Raw genomic sequence first — 18,369 nt, forward strand, 5'->3', positions numbered from 1 at the left:
GTCCGTGGGTCGAGGAGTGTCACACCTGAGGCCGGGCCGAACACCGTTTACCGGCGTCGAGGGAAGGGCGTGTTGATCGTCCTAGGCTCGGACGGGAGCGGTTCGTCGGGGTTGAAGCGTGGAAGGTCGTACTCAGGGACGAGGAAGCTGCCGTACGTCTCCGGAGCGGAGGACTCGCCCCAGCACACGTTGCCGGCGACTACGAAGCCGCCCAACAACTTCTCACCCAGGACGAAGGCCCGCGCGTCGTACCAGGGGCCCGGAACCGCTCCGCGCAGTTCCTCTTCTTCCTCGCCGGATGCTTCGCGCATGGTCAACGAGGGATAGTGGTCCCGTACCGACAGGGCGCTGACGTTCTTGAAGAGCACTTCCAGCGTCGTCGAATGTCCCTGTTCGGTGTCCTGTTGGCCTCTGAGCAAAAGCTGACTGTGGCCGATGATGTAAGTGACCAGGCGGAGGGGCCGCGCGAAAGTCACCGGAAGATCCACCAGGGTGATCTGGCGATTCACTGTATGGTCTCCCGGGCCCACGAGAAGGAATGTTTCGTCATCGTGGCACTTTAGCCGGTTGAACGGTGCGCAATTCTCTGGTTCGTCGGCCAGAGCATTGCCGCATGCAGCCTCGCCCGGTCTACGTGTGCTCGGCAATGGGGGCAGTGAGTTGCCCACCGATGGTGGTGGAGCTGGTCACCGAAGAAGGGGAGGGTGGCTGCTTGAAGTGAGTCCACCAGCCCCTCGCACACTTGGCACCGCCAGCCACGTCCCCATTCGGTGAGCATCACTCCGGACAACTCGTCGAGGGTCCACGGAGGAGCACTGCTTGCTGCGTCGGGCAGTTCTGACAGTTCGGGCCAGACCGCGATATAGGGCAAGAGCGAGCCCGACCGTCTCACATGCAGCAGAGCGAGCCGAAAGCGATCGTTGTGCCGCAGCGCGTCGGGGATGGCGAGACCCGGCTGGGTGGGCACGCTGTCATGGGGCGCATAAATCGTCACGTCCCCCCAGGGGCCCAGAACGACCGTCTGCATACTGGCCTCCGTGGCTGTGCGCCGCCGTTGATGTCAGGCGAGGATGTCAGGCGGGCCGCGGCACGATACTCACGGCGCGGTAGTCGTACCCGTCCTGTTTGAAGCCAGGGGCTTCCCAGGTGAGGTCGACCTGTTGTCCGGGCGACAGGGTGCGGAAGCCGGTCAGCTGAATCTCGGCGTAGTGGCCGAAGCAGCCGCCGGGGGTCTCGGGGGAGTCGAGTACACCCCACCCTTCCTCATCGCTCCACTCGCGGACCGTCGCAGTCACCATGGGCGGCACTCTACGGGCTTCGTCTGCGCCGGCATGCTCGGTACCTCGGCTTGGGAAGCTTGGCCTTTCTCGGGGAGAAGACTGCACTGATCTGCGGCGGAGCGGTATACGTTTCTGCGGATCCGCGGATCCGCAGATCTACGTCCGAGTCCCCGCCGTTCCCTGTGAGTTCGGGGCGCCTCAATGGCCCGGTCAAGCGCTGCTTGACTCGCGCTGTGCCAATCCGTCGCATGCGTCCTGCGGTGTTCGCCAGAGGCCAGGAGTGGTGGTGTCAGCCGCTGATGTCATCGCCGGACGGCGCTCCTGAGGCGCTCCCGCTCTGCTCCTCTTCCTCGCCGCCACTCGTGGCGTCGAGCAGACGTTGCCGCGCTTGATCCAGGCGGCTGTCGTAGTCAGGCATGAAGATCTCAGCCAGCGTCGTTTCCAGCGTGCCGGAGATTCTGTAGATCCCCGACCAGACAGCGCGGTCCGGGACGATCGCACCGAGCTTGTCGGACTCCATCATCACTTCGTGGAGCCAGTGGGAGAGCACGAACGCTTCATCGCGCGTGAGCCTGACTGTCACCGGTTCCTCGTCCATGCGGTCACCGTACAGCGCAGGGTTGATTCAAAGTCTTGGTGATCTTTCTGCGCTGCAGGTCACGGGATCTGCAGGAGGTCCAGGGGGCGGGTGAAGGGCTCGTAGGAGAGGTGGCGGAGTCCGGCGGCGATGCTGTGGTGGCCGTGATCTCGGAGGGTGTTGATCGCCAGGTTGCGCAGGGCGGCCATGTTCTCTGGTCCGTGTCCGGTGCGGACCTTGGAGGCGTCCTCGCGGTAGGCGGTGTCGCGGACGAAGTGGAGTCGGTTCTCGATGGTCCACTGTGCGCGGGCGAGTTCCCCGATGCGTTGAGGTGATGCCTGCTGGTGCGTCAGGTCGGTGAGCACGTAGACGGTTTGTCGGGACAGCCTTCCTGTCTTTATGTCGGTTCGGTAGCGGGTGATCCGGGCGGCTTGGACTGCGTGGGGGAAGTCCAGGCCCAAGTCGGTGATGGTGAGCGCGCGCACCGCGCGGGTCTCTCGGCGACCGTGCCCGCGTCCGCGCTGGTAGTGGCGGGCGCTCACTTTGGGCCAGGGCAGTGACCGCAGTGCCGCGAACAGCGCCGGCTGGTTGGCCTTTACGACCAGCAGGTAGTGCGCCTGCTTCTGTTCGACCAGGAACCTGGCGTGGGCGCGCTGAGTGTGGAGCGCGTCGGCGGTCACCGTTACCTCGTGCAGGTCGAACGGGGCCAAAAGTGCAGCGAAGCAGGTGATCTCGTTGGTGCGGTCCGGCACCCGCAGTTGTCCGATCGTCTGCCCGCTGCCGGTTACCGCCGCGAGCAGGTGAGCTGCCAGTTCCTGGTCGTGCCGTGAGCCCCGCGCCGCTTTGCCGTCCACGGCCAGCGAAGAGGCACCGTCTGGATCCGCGCCGGTCAGCTCGGCCAGGCCGCCGGGGCAGACCAACGAGATCACGCGGCGGATCGTGGCGGTGCTGGGTGCTACCCGCACGCCGAGCAGGCCGACGGTACGGGCGCCGAGGCGGACCAGCGTGTGCTGGGGAGCGGAGGCGGCCCACTGCCCGATCGCGGCATAGGAGCACGCCCCGGCCAGCACCGCCGCGGCGGCCAGCAACGGCACACTGACCAGGGAGTGCCGCCGGCCTCGACGGCCACGCGGGTCGGGAAGTGCGACCAGTCGCCCCATCAGCGTTCCGGCCCCGCGCTCGGCGCGTGTCGGAGTCTTGGTCAGACAGACGGTGGCAGACTGGCGGCACATCGAAACTCCGGCTGGCGTGGGCGACTTGGCGGTCACCTGGGCCAACCGGAGTTCCGTTGCTTTCGTGGCGGTCTGCCAGCAACGGGCCACGTGCCGCTTGCCTGCAGCTTCACATGATCACCTGGGCCCTGGGCAGGTGCTGCCGCCTCGCGACCATGCAGACGGCGCCTGAACAGCAAGTATTCGCTTGCAGGGACGGGCCACGGCGGTGAGGATCGTCGGTTGTCCAGGTCTTGGGCACCCGGTCGACCATGCCCATCGCGGTGTGTCATTCAAGGAGATCACCATGACAGCCGCGGACATGGCAGACGAGACGTCCTGGTATGCGGTGCGCTGCGTGTTCCAGTGGGATGCCTGGGAGGGCGCACCGTACGAGGAGCGCCTGACGTTGTGGCAGGCCGTCTCGATGGACCAGGCCATCGCCAGGGCCGAGGACGAGGCACGAACCTATGCCGGGGAAAACGGCCATCGTTACCTGGAGATGGCCCAGTGCTATCGCCTGGCCACGGCAGGACGGCCGGACGACGGCGACGAGGTCTTCTCGCTCTTGCGCGACAGTCCCCTCGGCAAGGAAGCGTATCTGGACCACTACTTCGATACCGGGCACGAGCACCAGGGCACCCCGACCGAGGACTGACGGCCGCACCGGGTCCGGGCTGCGAAGCATTATGGGGTCAGCCCCCAGCGGATGTGCCCGCTGAGTCGCTGCCCGGCCTCCACCCCACCTGAGTCGATCCTTCCCCCAGGATCGACCTCCTGGATGCCCTCTGACCAGCCGACGGGCTTGATCACCAGGACTTTGAATCAGCCCTGCCGTACAGCGAGGCCTGGGGCGGGAGTTCAGGATTGATTCGCGGGCAAGTCCAGCACACGTACGAAAGGCACGAAGCGCACCGGAGTCGCGGTGGTCTTGTTCTCCAGCTGAAAGAGGAAGCGCTGAGCATCAGCGACGCCAACCGCTTCCCGTCGACCATGGGCACCAGGTACCGCCGACCCCCTCCGGCGTCGAGACCCCGCTCCACTGATGTGGCCTGATCCAAACGGAGGACCCTAGCTCACTTCCTCTCCAGCGCTGTGCGAACAGCCTTGGAGTCCGTGCCCTGGGTCTCGTCGAGGTTGACCGCCTGATCGACGAGCCAGGTGCCTCGTTCGTCAGGAACGAGCCGCAGCGCGGAGTGAATGGCCATGGCGAGTCGCTTGGAGTCCACGGTCATCCTCAGTCCGATTCCCGCCGGGTGCGGACCGAAGGCCGGGACCTCGAACGCCTCACTGGTGCTCACCCGCGTGTCTCGGTTGTTCCCAGGTTTGGGTGCCCTGGTGACTTCGACGCACTCGGCGACAGTCGCCATCCCCCAACTCCGCCGCAGGCGTTCGGTCCGGGCCTCGCAGGCGGCCTCCCAATCGTGGTCCAACTGGGCCTGTTGATAGGCCCGAGCGGCCTGGATCGCAGCCGTGTGTCGCTCGATACCCCCACCAACGCTCGCTGTGCCGTCGGAACCGCCGCAACCCGCCAGCGGCAGGGCCACCGACACTGCGAGCACTCCAAGAGCCCATCTCACCCGAGCAGCCACGTTGTGTTCCCCCTACCTCGCATCGGACCTTCCCGGAACCGGTGGGGAGGGTAACAGCACGGGGCCAGAGGCAGGTGATCTGACGGCAACCCGCTGGCGAAGGTTCCGACCGCGGCCTGTTCGTCCGCCGGCCCGGCTCCACGACCTCCGTCACGGGGCCGCGACGCCGGCACACGCAAACGGCCTCGGACGAGAGGTCCGAGGCCGAGCAAGATTCCTCTCCGAGGGAGAAACGCCAGGTCAGGGAGGTTTCCCTACTCAAGGCGGTGAACCGCGTAAGCGTCGTCCCCGGTGTGCCTGACTTGGGAAAACACCCCTCCATAGTTCTCATGGGTTCGTGGGGTTTCCCGGCCTCATGCGCGCTGAATCTGTTTCGGTGGGCAGCGACTGGACGATCAGCGGGGATCTGCTCCGCTGCTGTCGGCTGCAAGTGTCTGTGTATGTGACAGGAGGATCCGGCGCCGTGCGGGGTCGACTACGAGAATCTTCACAGTGAGGGCGTCGCCGACTTGGACGACGTCTTCGGGTCTTTCCACATGCCTCTCGGCGAGTTCGGAGATGTGCACCAGGCCCTCGAAGCCGTCGTCCCGGTCCTCGATGCGGACGAAGGCACCGAACGGTACGAGCTTCGTGACAGGGCCAGTGATGATCTGACCGACCTGTTGGACGAGTTCCCCCATTGGATCCTCTTGTAGAGACTTCAGCGAGAGCTGTACCCGCTGCCACGCCATGTCGACGCCGAGGATCTCGACAGTTATCTCCTGGCCGACAGTCACAACATCAGAGGGGCGGTCGATGTATCGCCAGGACAGTTCGGGGATATTGATCATCGCGGTGAAGCCGCCGATATCCACGAACGTGACGCCGAAACTGGCGATCTCGATCACCGTTCCGGTGCAAATCTGGCCGCTGCGAAGGGTCTTCAGGATGGCCCAATGCCGGTCGCTCGGCGTCGGCTCGGTCCGCCACCGGGCCCGCAGCACACCGTCGCTGTCGGGCAGGACTGCGGTGAACAGCGGGTGGCGCTGATCGGTGTCGAGGGACAGGACGGTCGCGGCACGGGCGCCGTTGACATGTTCGGCCAGTTCGGCGAACTGGGTCTCGTCGGCGACCGTGCTGGTGATCTGCCCGTTCTCGTCCTCCCAGACGACTTCTACCAGGCCTTCGTCGGGGAGGCCGGCAAGGACCGTGTCGACGTCCGGGGACAGGTCCGGCCAGACGGTCAACCGGGCGCGGGGTGTGAGCCGAGCGCACACTGCGTCCACCGTGTCGCTTGCGAGGCGGTGCCAGCGCGACGCGGTGCTGATATAGCACTCTTCCAAGATCGCAGCACTGCCCATGGCGATGGACAAGCGCAGTTGTGCCCAGAAGTCGTCGTCGGCGGGGCGCTGCTCGCCCTCCCCCTCGTCGAAAGCCGCGTCGTAGGGAGAGGCGTCCATGCGTTCCGGGAACAGTCCAAGGGTTCGGGTGCGGGCCACCGCTCGATCAGGTGGCGTGCTGGTGCCCACGTAGACGTATTGGTCCCACCCGACATGTACGGCGAAGGTGCCTTCCACCTCCAGGCGGCACCAGGCACCGTCGTCGCGAAGCATTGCCCGGACCAGTTCCAGGCCGATGGCAACGGGCACCGTTGCCCCGTCGTGGTAGCCGGTGAGGTCCGGCGGGAAGATGCCCGTCAGACCGTGGCCGGACACTGCCGGCTCCAGGCCGAAGTGGAAAAGGCCTGGGGCCTGGGGTTCCCGGATGGTCAGCTGGTCGATCCCGGCACCTGCGGCGAAGGCGGCCACCGCCTGCAGATACGCGTCCTCTACCGGCCCGTGGTCGCTGATGGCCTCGGTGGCGCCGATGTAGCTGCCGTGCTCGTCGCGGTCGGCGGGATCGTACTTGGTGATCCGGTAGACGTACGGCAGCACGTCACTGCCCGCCAATGGGGCGGCCTGCGACTGGGTGAGCCGGCCCTCGGGAGGCGGTGCAGTCCTGCTTATTGAGAGGGCCCGGTGTGTAGCGGATGGAGTCGTACATTGCCGCGAGTGTACGGATGGCTCTGGTTACCGAACAGACCACCGAGGCTCTCAGCACTGCGCGTTGGCGCTGTGTTGATCGTTTGGGTGCACCAGCGGCAAGACCGAACCGAACTCAGTCAATCCGTCCTGGTAAGCGGCAGAGTTCGTCGAGGTCCTCGACCAAGGTCGCGAACTCATCCTGCGCCTCAGTGATGACCTCCCGAGCGGGCTTGCGCGGGGTGGTTGCGTGCCGCTCGGCAAGATCGGCTAGCGCTGCGTCGTGGGGAGCCTCAGGTTCCTCGTTCAGTGCGGCTTCCATCGGCCCGAAGCCATCGGCGAGCACCCGCAGGAAGTCGGGCAGATCGCCGTCGACTCGGGCGGTGGTTCAGACCCTCGAGGGACATCCGTTACGCGCCCTTGCGGCGGGTCAGCCCGTCGTAGGGACTCAGCGGATGCGCCGTACAGGCTGAGGGTGATCCGGTTCGGGCACGGGGATCTGTCGATCCGTAGCCCTAGACCGATCGGTCAGTGAAAATCATCCTTCGTCCCGGTTTGTCGACGTCCAATCTTCCCCTCCATCTGACGCTCGAAATCGATTGCACGTGCCTCGGAGGGCGTGGCAATACTCCGGCATGAGCTGGTGGAGAGCCAGTGGGTGGTTCGTTCGGCATCGGTTGGGCCACAGAGTTCGAACGGATGAGATCACGGTCCGGGCTGCTGCGGCACTTGGAGTCACTGCCATGGCCGAACCCGGAAAGCGTGCAGGTATTGATTCACGACCAGGACGACGAGTGTTTCGGCCGTTGGATGATGCATGACGGCAGGTTGGTGGAAGTGCCTCTCCCGCGTACGGAGCGATTCCACCAACCGGCGCCGCCCACCGAGGAGTTTCCGCCAAACCCGGGATACCTGCTCCGGACGGACCAAGGCCGCAACCTGCCTGAGCAAACCCGGAGTGACCGCCGGGATCAGCGTCCCGCTTGGTAGTACCACGTCCGAGTCTTCCCCTCGTACGATCTCCCGCGCGCAGCACATCCCCAACCCAAAGACCCCGGACCATGATCGGTCCGGGGCCTTCTCGCTTGTGCCCCCGGCAGGATTCGAACCTGCGACACCCGCTTTAGGAGTGGGATCGGATCTCTGCCGGGTGGTGCCCGAGCCTGCCGTGTGGTGCCGCCCTGCCTGGCCGGCACCACACGGCTTCGTACTCGAGCCTGCTCGTTGACACCTTGTGCCGGACCGTCCGCTCACGCATCGCGCACGCATCAACGGGAGTGTGGGCTCGCTGCATGGGCACGGCCGATCGGACTTCCAGGCCCGTCGCCGAGCAGCGAACCCGGGTGGGGTCAGTACTGGCTGGTGTACTGCGGCGTCGTGTCCCTGACCTGATGGCCTTCGTCCGATGTGTGCCGGGCGAGCTTTTCGCCTTCGATGTCGACGTTGGGCAGGATGCGGTCGATCCAGGCGGGCAGCGACCACGCGTGCCGGCCGAGGAGGGCCAGGGCGGCGGGCACGATCGTCATGCGGACGACGAAGGCGTCGAAGGCCACGGCGATCGCGAGGCCGAAGCCGAGCGACTTGATCATGGCGTCGTCGCCTCCGACGAAGCCGGCGAACACGGAGATCATGATGAGGGCTGCGGCCGTGACGACCTTCGAGCTGTGCTTGAAGCCGGTCTCGATCGCGGTGCGGGCGTCGGCTCCGTGGACGTACGCCTCACGCATACGCGTCACCAGGAACACCTGGTAGTCCATCGCGAGGCCGAACACGATGCCCACCATGAGAATCGGCATGAGGCTCATGACCGGGCCGGTCTGTTCGAGGCCGACCAGGTCCTTGAGCCAGCCCCACTGGAAGACGGCGACGAGCGCACCGAGCGCGGCCAGGACCGACAGGAGGAAGCCGAGCGCTGCCTTCACGGGGACCATGAGGGAGCGGAAGACCAGGATCAGTACGAGGATCGCCAAGCCGACGACGAGCGTCAGATAGGGAAAGATCGCTGCGCTGAACTTGTCGGAGATGTCGATGTTCAGTGCGGTGGAGCCGGTCACCATGGACCGGGCGCCGCTGGACGACTCGGTGTCGGCGGCCAGCGAACGGATGTCGCCGACGAGTTCCTTGGTGGCGTCGCTGCTCGGTCCGCTCTTGGGGATCACCGTGATGATGGCGGTGTCGCCGGCCTCGTTGAAGGCGGCGGGTGACACGGACGCCACGTCCGGGAGATCGGCGACGGCCTTGCTCATGCCGGCGGCGGTACTGCGGGCGGTGTCAGGGCTCCGGTCGTCGACGGTCAGGGTCAGCGGGCCGTTGAAGCCGGGGCCGAAGGAGTCGGCCAGGATGTCGTACGCCTTGCGCTGTGTTGAGGAGGCGGGCTTGGAGCCGTCGTCCGGCAGTCCGAGCTTGAGCTGCGTGGCGGGCAGGGCGACGACGCCGAGAGCGACGACCGCGAGCACGAGGACCTTGACCGGCCTGCGCAGCACGAAGGCGATCCAGCGGTTGCCGAGCGTCGCCCTGGGGGCCGCGGTCGGTGCCGGGATGCGCGCGGACTTCTTACGGGCTTTGCCCAGGACCCGCTCCCCGGCGAATCCCAGCAGCGCCGGCACGAGGGTGACGGCCACGAGCACGGAGACGACGACAGCTCCGGCGGCGGCCAGGCCCATGGCGGTGAGCATGGGCAGGTTGACCACGGCCAGGCCGGCGAGGGCGATGACGACGGTCACGCCGGCGAAGACGACGGCTGAACCGGCGGTGCCGTTGGCCCGGGCCGCGGCCTCCTTCGCGTCGTACCCGTCCGCCCGTTCCGAGCGGTAGCGGGAGACGATGAACAGCGCGTAGTCGATCCCGACGGCGATACCGAGCATCGAGGCGAGCGCCGAGGTGTTGCTGTTGAGATCGAAGATCGCGCTCACCGCCGTGATGGCCGTGGTGCTGACGCCGACGCCCACGACGGCAGTGATCAGGGGGAGGCCGGCGGCGATGAGGGACCCGAAGGTCATGACCATGATGACGGCGGCTAGGGCGAAGCCGATCGCCTCCGCGGAGTGGCCTCCCTCCGGGGCCGCGAGCGCGTCACCGGATGCCTCGACCGTCAGCCCTTCGTCGCGGCCGACGTCCAGTGCGTCGTCGATGCCGATGTGGTCGGCGTCGGTCAGGTCCGCTGCGGCAGCGGTGTAGTTGACCTGGGCGTAGGCGGTGGTGCCGTCCGCGCTCACCGCCTTGGTGGCGAAGGGATCGCTGACCTGGCCGATGCGGGAAGAGGAGTTCTTGAGGTCCGTCAGGGCCGCTTCGGCTGCTGCCCTGTTTTCGGCACTGCTGATCTTCTGGCCGTCGGGGGCCCGGAGTACGACGCGAGCGGACGCGCCTTCGGCGTTGGCGGCCGGGAACTTCTCGCCGAGGAGGTCGAAGGCGCGCTGGGACTCCGTACCGGGCAGGGTGAAGCTCGAATTGGCCGAACCGGAGGTGCCGGCCGCGCCGGCGCCGACGGCGCCCAGGATGACGGCCCACAGGAGGACGACCAGCCAGCGCCGCCGGAAGGCGAACCGGCCGATCCTGTGCAGGAAAGTTGCCATGAGGGTGTGACTCCGTAGGGAAGGAAGGTGCTCGGTCGGCGGACATATGCGGCTTGAACGGTGCGTCGCTCCTCGCTCAGCACTTCCGTTCCTGGGTCCGAGGTGGGGGTGCCGCAGCGCCCCGCCGGGTGCAAGGTGCGGGCGCTGCGGCGCGTACCGGCCACCGTCCCCACAGGGCGCGGCACGCCGTCCGGTCCCGTCACCGCGTGAACGGTCCCGGACCCCAGCGGCGCGGCGCTGCCACCCGACCGGCCCGGCCGCGGCGCCGCCGGCCATGTATGCCGTCGGCATTGACGGCGCTGATACCGGCGGCCGGCCTCGGGGGAAGGACCGGCCGCCGGTGATTTCCATGGTTTCCTGCGAAGACGCCCTGCGGTGTCGGCCGTAGGTACGGTTCCGGCGCGGGCCTGTCGGTCATTCGGCCGACACGGCTACCGGGATCCGTACACCTACGCTGACCAGCGTGGACCTGGACCTTCCGTTTACTCCTGCGGTCAAACGCCTCATCACCGTGTGCGCGCTGCTCGCGCTCGCCCTGACGGGGTTCGCGGACGTCGCTCTGCTGTCCATGGCGCCCGACCCGTGGCACCCCGCGACGAACTGGCTGCCCGTCCTGGTGACGGGCCCGCTCCTGATCCTCGCCGTGGGCGACACACGCTTCTCGCCGCCGCTGCTGCCACGCATCTGGATGGTGGTGGCGATGTCACTGACGCTGAGCGGCATCTGCGTCGCGGTCCCCCAGACCGGGTCCTCCGTGGGCGCACTGGAAATTGCGGGACTGCTGGGTCTGCTTCTCCGCACCGCCGCACGCACCGCGCGCCCGAAGGCGGCCGCCGCATCGGCCGCCGCCCTGAGCGTGACCGTCCTGGTCCTGCCCTTCCGCACCGGCTCGTGGCCGAGCATCGTGGCGGGCGTCTACATGCTGACCGTGATCCTCGCCATCGTCATCACACTCGGCTGCGCCATCCGCGCCATGGAGGCGAGGCGCCGCCGGGCCATCACCGACGTACGCCAGGCGGAACGCCTCGCGCTCGCCCGCGACCTGCACGACCTGATCGCCCATCACATGACCGGAATCATCGTCCAGGCGCACGCGGCAACAGCCGTCTACCCCACCGCACCCGACAAGGTTGAGCCGATCCTGCGGAACATCGCGCAGGCCGGCACCGAGACACTGGAATCCATGCGCCGCCTGGTCCGCGTGCTGAGGGAGGACAACCACACCGCGGTGCGCCCGGGAGACCTGCTCAGCGAGCTCGCCGAGCTGACCGCGAGCTACTCGACGCCTGCGGCCGCCGGCCTCGCGCCCGCCACTGCGCGCCTCGAAGCCACCGCGGCCGCGCGCACCGCCCACATCAGCCCCGAAGTGGAGATCTCCGCCTACCGCGTGGCCCAGGAAGCACTCACCAATGTGCGCAGGCACGCCCCCGGCGCCCAGGTCGACATCCGCCTCGACGCCGACAGCACCTGGCTGCAGCTCGGCATCACCGACACCGGAGGACCCCACCGCACCGCTGTACCGGCCGGCGGCCAGGGCGGCTTCGGCCTCATCGGCCTGCGCGAACGGGTCGAAGCGCTCGACGGAACCCTTCACACCGGCCCTCTGCCCAACGGCGGGTGGGAAGTGAAAGCCACCTTCCGACTGCGTGCCCCGTCCGCGGCTCAGGACCCTGCCGCGCCCACCGGCTCCCCGCCCGCAGCCTGACCGGGCAGCTCATCCGGCCGGCCGTACCGCGCCGTGCTCCCACGCCCACGCCGCGATCTCCACCCGGTTGCGGGCCTCGACCTTGGCCTGGATCCGCCCCAGATACGTCTTGACGGTCGACAACGACAGGAACAGCTCGTCGCAGATCTCCTGGTTGGTGCGGCCCACCGCGATCAGCCGCACGATGTCCAACTCCCGCACGCTCAGCCCGAACGCCTCCACCCCAGCCGGCGCCGTACTCGACTCGGCCTGCTCCAGCCTCTTCAGCAGCCGCACCGTCACCGCCGGGGACACCAGCGCATCCCCCCGGGCGGCGGCGCGCACCGCCTCCACCAGCAAGGCCGGAGTGGCGTCCTTCAGCAGGAACCCGCACGCGCCGTTACGCAGAGCGGTACGCACGTAGTCGTCCTGGTCGAATGTCGTGATCACCACGACGTTCAACGGATCAGCCACCCCGGGCCCGGCCAGCTGCCGGGTCACCTCCAACCCGTCCAGCCGCGGCATCCGGATGTCGGCGAGCACTACCTGCGGGCGCAGTCGGCGCGCCAGCTCCACGCACTCCACGCCGTCTGCCGCTTCCCCGACCACCTCGATGCCCGGCTGTGCGTCCAGGATCATGCGGAAACCGGCACGCACCAGCTCCTGATCGTCGGCAACCACCACGTCAATACTCATTCCGGGCATGGGCCAGTTCGTATCACAGCGCTTCGCCCAGGACCCCACCGGTTACCTGCTGGTCCTGGCGGTCGCGGAGTCTGCGGGTGCGGAACCCGTGCCGGATGGTGCTGATCCGGTGGGCAGAATTCGGGAGATCAACTCCTCGTCCGCTCACGCACCACTCACGCAAACGGCCCCGGACGAGAGGTCCGAGGCCGAGCAAGACCCCTCCCTGGGGAGAAACCCCAGGTCGGAGCGGCAATGTGTTGTGCCCCCGGCAGGATTCGAACCTGCGACACCCGCTTTAGGAGAGCGGTGCTCTATCCCCTGAGCTACGAAGGCGAAGGCCCGAAGGCCATCCAGGGCCACCCGCCAAGGCAGCCCAGGACAGGGTAGCGGATAGGGGGCGGCGATGGCGTGGGTGGTTGCCGGAGCCCCGTCTGCGCGGGTGCGGCAACCGGCCGGTCAGGCGGTGCGGTCGCGGACGAGGGCGGCGAGCCGTGCGAGGCCCTCGTCGATCTGTGCGGGGGTGAGCACGCTGAAGGACAGGCGGATCTGGTGCGTGCCACCGCCCTCGGGATAGAAGTGGCGCATCGGGGTCCACAGCACTCCGAACCGCTGTGCCGAGTACTCCAGCATCGCTTCATCGGCCTCGAAGGGCAGCGAGACGACCGCGAACATGCCGCCGCCCGGGATGTTCCAGGTCACCCGGGGAGGCGAGCCGTCGGTCGGGGCGGGGAAGTGTCTTTCCAGGCCGGCGAGGACCCTGGCGAGGTTGCGGCGGTAGATCTTCGTCTCGCGCTCGGTGGCCCTGGTCATACTGCATTCGTTCGCCAGCAGCTTCCCGCCGATCACGGCCTGGGAGACGGTCGACGTGTTCAGGGTCAGCATGCTCTTGAGTTTGGCCAGCTGGTCGGCGAGCAGCCGGCCTTCGCAGCCGAGACCCGAGACCAGCTGGTCGGCGACCAGATAGCCGACGCGGGCGCCCGGGAAGGCCGTCTTGGCGAAGGAGCCCACGTAGACGACGCGGCGAGTGATGTCCAGGGACTTGAGCGAGGGCAGGCGCCGGCCGTCGGAGTTGAACAGGGAGTAGGGGTTGTCCTCGATGAGCAGCAGCTCTTCCTGTTCCGCCACCTCAAGGAGCCGTCGGCGGTCGGCGAGGCTCATGCTGAGACCGCTGGGGTTGGCGAAGTCCGGCACGACGTAGCAGGCACGCGGGCGCAGTCCCCGCTCCCGGGCTCGGCGTACCTGCACCACCAGGTCCTCGACGTCGATGCCTCCGCTGCCCTCCGCGACAGGCAGGACCGGCATCTCCATCAGGCGGGCCGCTCCGAGGAAACCCACGTAGGTCGGTGCGGGGGCCATGATCGCGTCCTTGGCGTCCGTCCGCAGGGCACGCAGCAGCAGGATCATCGCCTCCTGGCAGCCGGTGGTGACCACGATGGATTCCGGTTCGACGCTCAGTCCTTCGTCGATGGCCAGGTGCCGCACCAGGAGGTCGGTCAGCAGGCCCTTGGTGTGGCCGTACTGGAAGAGAGCCGTGCGCACCTGTTCGGGTTTCTGGCCGCGCTCCACCTCCAGATACGTGACGAACCGCTCCAGGTACTGGTGAATCTGCGGCGGATCGTAGAACTCCTCATAGGGCCGCCCCGCTGCGAAGGAGACAGCCTCCGGGAATCGTCCCGCGATCTCGTTGAGGAGCGTCATGGAGCCCAGCACCGGATCGGAAAGAGACGCGTGCAGCTCGTCCAGGCGGAAGGTGGTGACGGCTGTGCTGTCCGTGATCATGGATATGCCTTTCCGCGTGACGGTGACGCCGGGCTCAGGTTTCCGGGGTGCTCCGGGGGGCTGTTTCAACGGCGTACGCTGCGGCAAGCTGCCGTATGTCCCGCTCGACTTCCGCCGTGCTCGCTCCGGACAGTACGAATTTGCCCGCACTGGGGAAGGCGGTGATGTCGCCGTTGAGTATCTGGCCGATATTGGGGATCTCGGACAGCACCACGGAGTCCGGGCAGGTGTCGAGGCCGTGGATGCGCTTGACCACGCAGGGTTCGCTCTCCGGCAGTGCCGGATAGAGCCAGCCGGAGGCGCCGACGCCCTCGTGGTCCAGGATGCCGGTGGTGGTCCCGACCTCGGAGGGCAGGTCCATGCAGGCGAGCACGGACTCGCGGATCAGGTCCACGCCGTAGACCGCGTGGATGGAATTGCTGATGTAGGCGCCGCCGAAGCGGTTGGCGATCTCAAGGAATACCAGCTCGTCGTCGGGGGTGAGGAACAGTTCCAAATGGAAGGTGCTGGTGTGCAGTTTCAGCGAACTCAGCACGAGTGAGGTGAATTCGGTGATCGCCGCCAGTGTCGACGCGTCATCGAAGGTGACGGACGAGAGATGCTGCTCGCCGTTCGTGAAGTTGAAGCAGTCGCCGATGTACCGGGAGGCGCTGATGAAGCGGATCTCACCGTTTCGCACCACTCCGTCGACGTGGCACACGTCCCCTTCGACGAACTCCTCGACCTCGTGATCGTCGGGGATGCCGTGGGTCCGGGCGTGAGCGAGGAACTCCGTTCCGTCGCGGAGGACCGTGACGCCGAAGCTGCCGGCCTGGCGTTTCGGCTTGAGGACGATCCGGCCCGGCAGGGCGGCCGCGATCCTCTCCAGGTCGGCGTACGGAGTGGCCGCGTCGACCGCCCAGAACACGGGGACGCGTACGCCGCCGCTCCGGACGGCCTCCTTCATACGGACCTTGTCGCGGCACAGCAGCGCCGTCCCGGCGTCGACGCCCGGGATGCCGAAGTGGTCACGCAGTCGGGCGGCGGGCAGAGTGACGTGTTCGTACATGGCGACGACGGCGGTCGGCGGGCCCAGTTCGGTGGCGAACTCCTCGACCAGGCGGATCATCTGGTCCAGCGCCCGGTCGTAGTCCTCGAAGTCCAGTGTGTGCGGCACGTCGAGCACTCCGACGCGGGCGAACCGCTGCCGCGCGGCGTGCGACATGTGCTCGGCGACGTGCTTGTGCACCAGCAGGGATACCTGATGGTCGCCGAACTCGATCGAGTCGATGTGCTGCTCGGCGAAGCCGAGATGAACCACATGGCTGCTCGTGGTGTCCACGGCGTTCGTCTCCTTCTAAGGTGCTCGTCTCACGGGTGGCAGGCCGGCGCGGTCACGTCGGTCGGCCGTCGGTCGGCAGTCGGTCGGCAGTCAGTCGGCGTTCAGGCGGCCGAAACGGCGTACGGCGATCCACAGGGCGACCACGGTCAGGGCCACCAGGTAGGCCACTTCCAGCAGTTGGGCCACACCCACCCGGCCCAGGCACAGCGCCCTGATCAGTTCATTGGACGCGTACAGGGGCGAGACCTTGACCAGGTAGCCGATGGCCGCAGGGTAGGCAGAGGCCGGGAAGAACGTGCCGCTCGCCAGGAACAGCACCAGCGTGCCGAACCGGACGGGATCGAGATCCTGCCAGCTGCGCATCACGGTCGATATCGCGACGCCGATGGCCGCGAAGGCGAATCCCACCAACAGGGCGGCCGGCACGGTGAGTACGGCCCACGGGGATCTGAGACCACCGCAGATGCCGATGACCACCAGCATCACGACCGCGTAGACCGCACCCCGGATCTGGGCCCAGATGATCTCGCCGACGACGATGCCCTCGATGTTCATCGGGGCGGACAGGAGCTGCTTGTAGAGGCGTCGGTACCGCAGCTTCCAGAAGAAGTTCACGGTCGAGTCGTACAGGGCTCCGTTCATGGCGGAGGTCGCCATCAGGGCCGGAGCGAAGTAGGCGAGATACGGCACCGTCTCGTCGCCCACCTTCACGGGCCCGAGCAGTGAGCCGAGACCGAGGCCGATGGACAGCAGGAAGAGGATCGGTTCGATCATGCCCGACAGCAGGGTCGACCAGTTCTTCCGGGAGACGAGGTAGTTCCGCTCGACGACCGCGCCGACATCCGTGAGAATCGCTGATCTCCGCGTGAGTATCGCTGACTTCATAGGGTCAATCGCCTCTTGAATACGCGCTCGGCCGCGACCAGCCCCAGCAGCAGGTAACACCCGAGAACCAACAGATGCAGCAGCGTGTGTGTCACGTCCGGGCGGCCCGTCATCAACTGCCGGCAGAGTTCCGCCCCGTTCCACAGCGGCGTCACGGAGATGACCCACCGCAGCGCCGTCGGGAAGACCGTCACGGGATAGAAGATTCCGGAGAACAGGAACATCGGCGTCACGACAAGGCGCGTGAGCGTCGTGAGGCTCGCGTCCCGCATGATCGCGGCCGAGAACGCGAGGATGGGCGCGCCGCACGCCATACCGGTGAGCACCGCCACGAAGAGCGCGGCGATCGCCCACCACGAGGTGACGATCCCGAGGACCCCCATGACCGACAGGAAGATCGCGCAGTTGATGGTGATGCGCAGCGCGATGAAGGCCAAGTGCCCCGCGTAAGCGCCCCGGTAGCCCAGCGGGGAGGCCGCCATGCCGTGATACGTACGGTCCATGCGCATGGCGGTGGCGACCGGGTACGCCGACACCTCGGCCGCGGTCTGCAGCGCCCAGCCGGCCAGCAGACCGGGGGCGACGAACGCGACGTAGTCGACGCCCTGGGAGCCGACCTCGACCTGCAGATCGAAGCTCGCGCCGATGCCGAGCCCGAGTGTCGCCAGATAGAGCAGGGGCGCGAGTACGGAGCTGGTGAGCGTGCCTCGCCAGGTGCGGCGGTACTGGAGCAGCCAGTGCTCGCTGGTGACAAGTATCGAAGGCATCGTCACCCCGTCAGACTGCGGCCGCTGAGCCGCAGGAACACGTCTTCCAGCGAGCCGCGCCGGACCAGGCAGTTCCTGGGGTCGATGCCGAGGCCGATCACCTGGCGCAGGGCGAGGTCACCGTCGTCGACATACAGCAGGAGCCGGTTGGGAAGCCGTTCCGTGCGCTTGCCGACCTTGCCGGCCAGCTCTTCCAGTGCGGGCACGTCCTCTTCGCCGCTCGCGCGGATCTCCACGACGTCCTTGGAGGCATAGCGGGTGATGAGGTCCTGTGGTGCGCCCTCGTCCTTGATGCGGCCCTCGTCCATGAGCAGGATCCGGTTGCACAGCTGCTCCGCCTCGTCCATGAAGTGCGTCGTCACGATCAAGGTGACGCCGCGCTTCTTCAGCATCGCGAGCCGGTCCCAGAGCATGTGCCGGGCCTGGGGGTCGAGACCGGTGGTGGGCTCGTCGAGCAGCAGCACGTCCGGCTTGCTGACCAGGGCGCGGGCGATGCTCAGACGGCGCTTCATTCCACCGGAGAGAGTCTCGACGCGGGCGTCCGCACGGTCCGACAGCTTGGCGAACTCCAGCAGTTCGGCACTGGTCTCACGAATCACCGCACGGGGTATGCCGAAGTACCTGCCGTAGATGTGGATGTTCTCGGCAACGGTCAGCTCGGAATCGAGGATGTCCTCCTGGTGCACGATGCCCAGCCGTCGGCGGATGTCGCGGCTCTGCTTCGCGGCGTTCAGACCGAAGACGCTCAGCGAGCCGGCCGACGGGAGGGAGACACAGCTCAGCATGCGCATGAGTGAGGTCTTGCCTGCACCGTTGGGCCCGAGGAATCCCACGGCCTCACCGGCCCGGATGTCCAGGTCCACCGCGTCGACGGCCGTCGGTCCTCCGTAGGACTTGGTGAGGCCCCGGGCATGGACGACCGGCGCCTGCTGTGCCGAGGGCGGCGCCTGCGTCATCTGGTCTCCCCACAGAGAAGGTCGTTCCGTACTCGATCCGGTTCGCCCACCGGCCCGG

Annotated in this window: 16 protein-coding genes and 1 tRNA gene; 2 read left to right on the forward strand and 15 right to left on the reverse strand. The window is 67.3% G+C overall.

Annotated elements, in window-relative coordinates:
- Positions 1–47: 47 nt before the first annotated feature.
- The 4 genes from OG912_RS20250 to OG912_RS20265 form a co-directional block, all read right to left on the reverse strand.
- Positions 48–419 carry a hypothetical protein gene (locus tag OG912_RS20250; RefSeq protein ID WP_327710582.1) on the reverse strand — a complete coding sequence of 124 codons (372 nt, stop codon included), beginning with the start codon at positions 417–419 and terminating at the stop codon, positions 48–50.
- A 654-nt stretch (positions 420–1,073) separates the two neighbouring features.
- Positions 1,074–1,298, reverse strand: coding sequence for a cold-shock protein (locus tag OG912_RS20255; protein ID WP_326736776.1), 225 nt, complete (start codon positions 1,296–1,298; stop codon positions 1,074–1,076).
- Positions 1,299–1,569: 271 nt separating this feature from the next.
- Complete coding sequence (locus OG912_RS20260) at positions 1,570–1,878, reverse strand: hypothetical protein (protein WP_327710583.1); 309 nt, start codon at positions 1,876–1,878, stop codon at positions 1,570–1,572.
- 59 nt (positions 1,879–1,937) lie between these two features.
- Positions 1,938–3,089, reverse strand: a complete 1,152-nt coding sequence (locus tag OG912_RS20265; RefSeq protein WP_327710584.1) for an ISAs1 family transposase — start codon at positions 3,087–3,089, stop codon at positions 1,938–1,940.
- Between the two features lie 286 nt (positions 3,090–3,375).
- Here OG912_RS20265 and OG912_RS20270 point away from each other — a divergent pair, with 286 nt between their 5' ends.
- Positions 3,376–3,726: a hypothetical protein gene (locus tag OG912_RS20270; protein ID WP_327710585.1), complete on the forward strand. Its 351-nt coding sequence runs from the start codon at positions 3,376–3,378 to the stop codon at positions 3,724–3,726.
- Between the two features lie 418 nt (positions 3,727–4,144).
- On the opposite strand, the gene OG912_RS20275 is transcribed toward OG912_RS20270, so the two are convergent.
- The 4 genes from OG912_RS20275 to OG912_RS20290 form a co-directional block, all read right to left on the reverse strand.
- On the reverse strand, positions 4,145–4,369 hold the full coding sequence (locus OG912_RS20275; RefSeq protein WP_327710586.1) for a hypothetical protein: 225 nt from the start codon (positions 4,367–4,369) through the stop codon (positions 4,145–4,147).
- Between the two features lie 686 nt (positions 4,370–5,055).
- The gene (locus OG912_RS20280; protein ID WP_327710587.1) at positions 5,056–6,573 is read right to left on the reverse strand and encodes a S1 RNA-binding domain-containing protein; all 1,518 of its coding nucleotides are present in this window, start codon (positions 6,571–6,573) and stop codon (positions 5,056–5,058) included.
- Between the two features lie 223 nt (positions 6,574–6,796).
- Entirely contained in the window at positions 6,797–6,982 is a 186-nt protein-coding gene (locus tag OG912_RS20285) for a hypothetical protein (protein WP_327710588.1), read from the reverse strand.
- 1,027 nt (positions 6,983–8,009) lie between these two features.
- Positions 8,010–10,232: an MMPL family transporter gene (locus OG912_RS20290; RefSeq protein ID WP_327710589.1), complete on the reverse strand. Its 2,223-nt coding sequence runs from the start codon at positions 10,230–10,232 to the stop codon at positions 8,010–8,012.
- Between the two features lie 463 nt (positions 10,233–10,695).
- Here OG912_RS20290 and OG912_RS20295 point away from each other — a divergent pair, with 463 nt between their 5' ends.
- Positions 10,696–11,937 carry a sensor histidine kinase gene (locus OG912_RS20295; protein WP_327710590.1) on the forward strand — a complete coding sequence of 414 codons (1,242 nt, stop codon included), beginning with the start codon at positions 10,696–10,698 and terminating at the stop codon, positions 11,935–11,937.
- A 9-nt stretch (positions 11,938–11,946) separates the two neighbouring features.
- Here OG912_RS20295 and OG912_RS20300 read toward each other — a convergent pair whose 3' ends face one another.
- From OG912_RS20300 to OG912_RS20330, 7 genes are all read right to left on the reverse strand, one after another.
- Positions 11,947–12,621, reverse strand: a complete 675-nt coding sequence (locus tag OG912_RS20300; RefSeq protein ID WP_327710591.1) for a response regulator transcription factor — start codon at positions 12,619–12,621, stop codon at positions 11,947–11,949.
- A 242-nt stretch (positions 12,622–12,863) separates the two neighbouring features.
- Positions 12,864–12,936, reverse strand: a tRNA-Arg gene (locus OG912_RS20305).
- Positions 12,937–13,059: 123 nt separating this feature from the next.
- Positions 13,060–14,382, reverse strand: a complete 1,323-nt coding sequence (locus OG912_RS20310; protein ID WP_327710592.1) for an aminotransferase-like domain-containing protein — start codon at positions 14,380–14,382, stop codon at positions 13,060–13,062.
- A gap of 34 nt (positions 14,383–14,416) precedes the next feature.
- Positions 14,417–15,703 (reverse strand): ATP-grasp domain-containing protein, encoded by a 1,287-nt coding sequence (locus OG912_RS20315; RefSeq protein ID WP_327710593.1) that lies wholly within the window; start codon positions 15,701–15,703, stop codon positions 14,417–14,419.
- Between the two features lie 90 nt (positions 15,704–15,793).
- Positions 15,794–16,588: an ABC transporter permease gene (locus OG912_RS20320; RefSeq protein ID WP_327710594.1), complete on the reverse strand. Its 795-nt coding sequence runs from the start codon at positions 16,586–16,588 to the stop codon at positions 15,794–15,796.
- Positions 16,585–17,355 (reverse strand): ABC transporter permease, encoded by a 771-nt coding sequence (locus OG912_RS20325; RefSeq protein ID WP_327710595.1) that lies wholly within the window; start codon positions 17,353–17,355, stop codon positions 16,585–16,587. The genes OG912_RS20320 and OG912_RS20325 overlap by 4 nt, the downstream gene beginning before the upstream one ends.
- Before the next feature lie 2 nt (positions 17,356–17,357).
- Positions 17,358–18,311 carry an ABC transporter ATP-binding protein gene (locus tag OG912_RS20330; protein WP_327710596.1) on the reverse strand — a complete coding sequence of 318 codons (954 nt, stop codon included), beginning with the start codon at positions 18,309–18,311 and terminating at the stop codon, positions 17,358–17,360.
- Between the last annotated feature and the right edge of the window lie 58 nt (positions 18,312–18,369).

The organism is Streptomyces sp. NBC_00464, assembly GCF_036013915.1.
Classification (GTDB): Bacteria; Actinomycetota; Actinomycetes; order Streptomycetales; family Streptomycetaceae; genus Streptomyces.